Raw genomic sequence first — 3775 nt, forward strand, 5'->3', positions numbered from 1 at the left:
GTTGGTGTTGAGGCCGACGCCCGCGAACGTGAGCAGGAACGCCCACTTGGACACGTTGGCCAAGTTGGTGCTTTGGCCTTTGGTGAGCCAACCCGCCCCCGGGTCGAATTCCGAAAACCCGGAGACCGCCGAGACGTCCACGCCATCGGCCTCGTGGCAGGACGCCGTCGGCCGGATCGGCGTCGACTGGTGGGCGACCATCGTGGCGGGCGCCATCGCCGTGTTCGCCGCGGTCAACCTCCTGCCGAAGATCCCGTGGTGAGGCGATGAGCACCACGACCGTCGACACCGACGAGGAACGCTTCGAGGAAACCTTTCCCTCCAAGAACGTGCTGGCGTACGTGCCGGGCGTGCTGCTGCTCATCGTGATCGGGCTGCTCGGCAAGTACGCGCAGATCGGGTGGAACGCGCTCGCCAAACACCAGGGCTGGACGGTCCCCGACATCGAATACGTGCTGTGGGCGATCCTGATCGGGCTCTTGATCACCAACACCGTCGGCGTTCATCGCGTGTTTCGCCCTGGCGTGCAGACCTACGAATTCTGGCTGAAGATCGGAATCGTCGCTCTCGGTTCACGATTCGTCCTGGGTGATGTCGCCAAACTCGGCGGCTACAGCCTGGTGCAGATCCTGGTCGACATGGCAGTGGCGGGCACCATCATCATCCTGGCGGCACGATTCTTCGGACTCTCCGGCAAGCTCGGCTCGCTGCTGGCCATCGGCACGTCGATCTGCGGGGTGTCGGCGATCATCGCGTCCAAGGGAGCGATCCGGGCACGCAACTCCGACGTCAGCTATGCCATCGCGGCGATCCTGGCGCTCGGAGCGGTCGCGCTGTTCACCCTGCCTGCGTTGGGCCACGTGATCGGCCTCACCGACCACGAGTTCGGCCTCTGGGCGGGACTGGCCGTCGACAACACGGCGGAGACGACCGCCACCGGGTACCTGTTCTCCGAGGAGGCGGGCAAGGTCGCGGTCCTGGTGAAATCGGTGCGCAACGCGCTCATTGGATTCGTGGTCCTCGGCTTCGCGCTGTATTGGGCGGCGCGCGGCGAGGCGGATCAGATCGCCCCTGGCGTCAAGGCCAAGGCCGCCTTCGTCTGGGCCAAGTTCCCCAAGTTCGTCCTTGGGTTCCTCGCCGTCTCGGCGATCGCCACGGCGGGTTGGCTCACCAAAGGCCAAAGCACCAACTTGGCCAACGTGTCCAAGTGGGCGTTCCTGCTCACGTTCGCGGGCGTCGGCCTCAACACCAACTTCCGCGAACTGGCGCGAACCGGATGGCGGCCACTGCTGGTCGCCGTCATCGGCCTCGTCGTCGTGGCGACCGTTTCACTTGGTCTGGTGCTGCTGACCTCGCGCGTGTTCGGTTGGGGCCTGCACGTCTGACCCGCCTCCGGTCAGCGGTCGTCGGCCCGCTCGTGAGCGGTGAGCAGCAGGTTGTCGTAGGTGGCACGGTCCGTCACCGACTGGTCACGACTGACGCACGGTGGACTGCTCGCGTTCCTGGCAACGTGCGCACAGGCCCCAGAACGTGACCTCGGCCTCCCGAACGCGAAAGCCTTCGCCATCGCTGGGGGTGAGGCACGGAGCCTGACCGACGACGCAATCCACGTCCTGCACCGTGCCGCACGATTCGCAGACCAGGTGGTGATGGTTGTCGCCGATTCGTCGTTCGTAGAGGGCCGCCGATCCCGCGGGTTCGAACCGTCTGATCAGGCCCGCCCGCGCGAGGTCGTTGAGGACCATGTAGACGGCTTGCGGCGAGGTTCCTGGTAGGTCGCCGGAGATCACGTCGAACACCTGCTCCGCGGTCGAGTGCGGAGCAGTCTCCAGTGCCCTCAGTACGGCCACGCGGCCGTTGGTCACGCGGAGGGTTGCGCCCTTCAACTCCTGCTTGTAGCGCGTGACCGCATCGCCTGAACTCATGACGTCAGCTTAGCATGACCTAATAAGTAAACGTATTTACTCGTTATATTGATTAACTCAAAACAAGGTGTAGTGTCGATGGTGTTGTTCGGGTAGGCCGAGACATAGGAGGAAAGATGACCATTACCAATCGTGAAGCCCCCGCAGGCGAGTACGTCGCCTCGCCCGCGCTCGCCGACGACCTGCAGGCGGTGCTGGTGGGACTGCTGGAGTTGCAGAATCAAGCCAAGCAGGCGCACTGGACGCTGGTGGGGCCGCAATTCCGCTCCACCCATCTGGAATTGGACGAGGTCGTCGATGCCGTTCGCGAGTACGCGGACTCCATCGCCGAGCGCATGCGAGCCCTCGAAGCGGTGCCCGACGGGCGCACCCGCACGATCGCCAAGGACACCTCACTCGATGACTTCCCCGCGGGAGAAGTCAGTGTCGAACGGGCAGTCGCGGTGATCTCCGAACGAATCCTCACCGTCGTCAACATCATTCGTGCCCTGCACGACGACGTCGACGGCCAGGATCCGACCAGTGCGGACATCCTGCACACCATCCTCGAAGGGTTGGAGAAGCGGCGGTGGATGTTCACCGCGCAGCTGCGACACCTCGCCAACTAGCCCGTCCTTCGCCGCGAGCAGGCGCCAACGTGCGCGACACGCCGTGTGTGCGTGGATGTTTGCGTCTGCTCGGCGGGGCTGGTCTCGATGCCATTTCGACGATGTCTACAGGCGCAGGAACATGTCATCGAGAAGGCGTGGCCGCCCGGCACGTTCGGCAGTCCTGCGGGAAGGCTCGTTGTAGCGGTCGATGGTACCGACCAGGAACCGCTCCCGGCGGGTCTCTGCGCGCGCGGCCAAAGTGGTCTGGGCCGACGTCGCGTAGCCGTGCCCCCGGTGGTGGGCATCGATCACCTCTTCGTTGATCTCGTCGCCTTCGATCCAGCCGACTCGGCCGGGCGCTATGGCGAGCACCCCGATGGCTTTGCCGGACAAGCGGATCGCGTCGAGCTGCCCGGCCTCGTGCCAGCGGTCCAGGTCATCCGGATCCGCCGGCTTCAGGTTGCGCGCCAGGTCGACTTGCTCGGCGGTGACGCGGTCGTAGCGTCGGCGGACGAGCGTGACGGCCTCCTCGGCGGCATCGAACGGTCCGAGCGTCACTCTGCCGTCGGATGGTCGCATGTCGCGGTAGCGGGCGGCATGGATGCTCTTGTCGAGTAGGACATCTGGCCCCGTAATGCGGCCGGGTCGCGCCCGAAGGCGCGCGAAACATACTGCGAACGTGGACCATTCGCCACGTACGCAGGCGCGGAGCGCTTCGGCGTCGTCGAAGTCGTGCGCCACGATCTCCACGAATGGTCGCCCCAAATCCCGCCCGTAGAAGCGGATTCCTCCGAGGAGTGCGCCTCGCGAGGTGCGAACGAGGCGGTGCGCGTAGTCGACGGGTGCCACGCCAGGCAGGCTCACGTGCTCGGTGAACAGGCGCACGTACGCCGGGTCGTCGACCTTGGCGACCTCGCCGTCGAGCCAACCGGCCACCAGCCGGTCGCCGTCGGACCCGAAGAGGTCGGCGGCGACCTCGATCTGGTCCGCGAGCGATGGCCAGTCGGCGGCTTTCAAGAAACGCCCTGGTGGAGCCTCGGAGTACGCACCGTTGGTCACATTTCCACTGCGCTCGGGTCGGTGGCAACCGAATATTGCTCGACGGGTCGCTACCGTCGTTTCCGAAATTCGGCGACCCCAATCGCGCGCAAACCAAGGTTTGGGCTCTATCGTGTCGCTGTGCCAGAGATGGATCGTCGCAATGTCTTGTTCATGTCGGGGCTCGGCCTACTGGCTGCTGCGCTGCCCGTCCCCATGGCG

At 65.3% G+C, this 3775-nt stretch carries 4 protein-coding genes and 1 pseudogene; 3 read left to right on the forward strand and 2 right to left on the reverse strand.

The features are described 5' to 3' along the window. Positions 1-262 (forward strand): annotated as a pseudogene (locus tag ACRDUX_RS22740) (hypothetical protein); the annotation flags it as partial. A gap of 4 nt (positions 263-266) precedes the next feature. Further along, positions 267-1385 (forward strand): YeiH family protein, encoded by a 1119-nt coding sequence (locus ACRDUX_RS22745; protein ID WP_526416748.1) that lies wholly within the window; start codon positions 267-269, stop codon positions 1383-1385. An 84-nt stretch (positions 1386-1469) separates the two neighbouring features. Here ACRDUX_RS22745 and ACRDUX_RS22750 read toward each other — a convergent pair whose 3' ends face one another. After that, positions 1470-1925 (reverse strand): Fur family transcriptional regulator, encoded by a 456-nt coding sequence (locus ACRDUX_RS22750; RefSeq protein ID WP_526416750.1) that lies wholly within the window; start codon positions 1923-1925, stop codon positions 1470-1472. Between the two features lie 116 nt (positions 1926-2041). Between ACRDUX_RS22750 and ACRDUX_RS22755 the strand changes: the two genes are divergently transcribed. Beyond that, positions 2042-2533, forward strand: a complete 492-nt coding sequence (locus ACRDUX_RS22755; protein WP_526416752.1) for a Dps family protein — start codon at positions 2042-2044, stop codon at positions 2531-2533. 105 nt (positions 2534-2638) lie between these two features. Here the strand turns inward: ACRDUX_RS22755 and ACRDUX_RS22760 are convergent, their stop codons facing one another. Further along, positions 2639-3574 carry a GNAT family N-acetyltransferase gene (locus ACRDUX_RS22760; RefSeq protein ID WP_526416754.1) on the reverse strand — a complete coding sequence of 312 codons (936 nt, stop codon included), beginning with the start codon at positions 3572-3574 and terminating at the stop codon, positions 2639-2641. Positions 3575-3775 lie beyond the last annotated feature (201 nt).

Origin of the sequence: Mycobacterium sp. (assembly GCF_050701675.1) — a bacterium.
Lineage (GTDB): Bacteria > Actinomycetota > Actinomycetes > Mycobacteriales > Mycobacteriaceae > Mycobacterium.

Coding starts and splice junctions, on each gene's coding strand:
- ACRDUX_RS22745 (WP_526416748.1), top strand. CDS start 267: ATGAGCACCACGACCGTCGACACCGACGAGGAACGCTTCGAGGAAACC.
- ACRDUX_RS22750 (WP_526416750.1), bottom strand. CDS start 1,925: ATGAGTTCAGGCGATGCGGTCACGCGCTACAAGCAGGAGTTGAAGGGC.
- ACRDUX_RS22755 (WP_526416752.1), top strand. CDS start 2,042: ATGACCATTACCAATCGTGAAGCCCCCGCAGGCGAGTACGTCGCCTCG.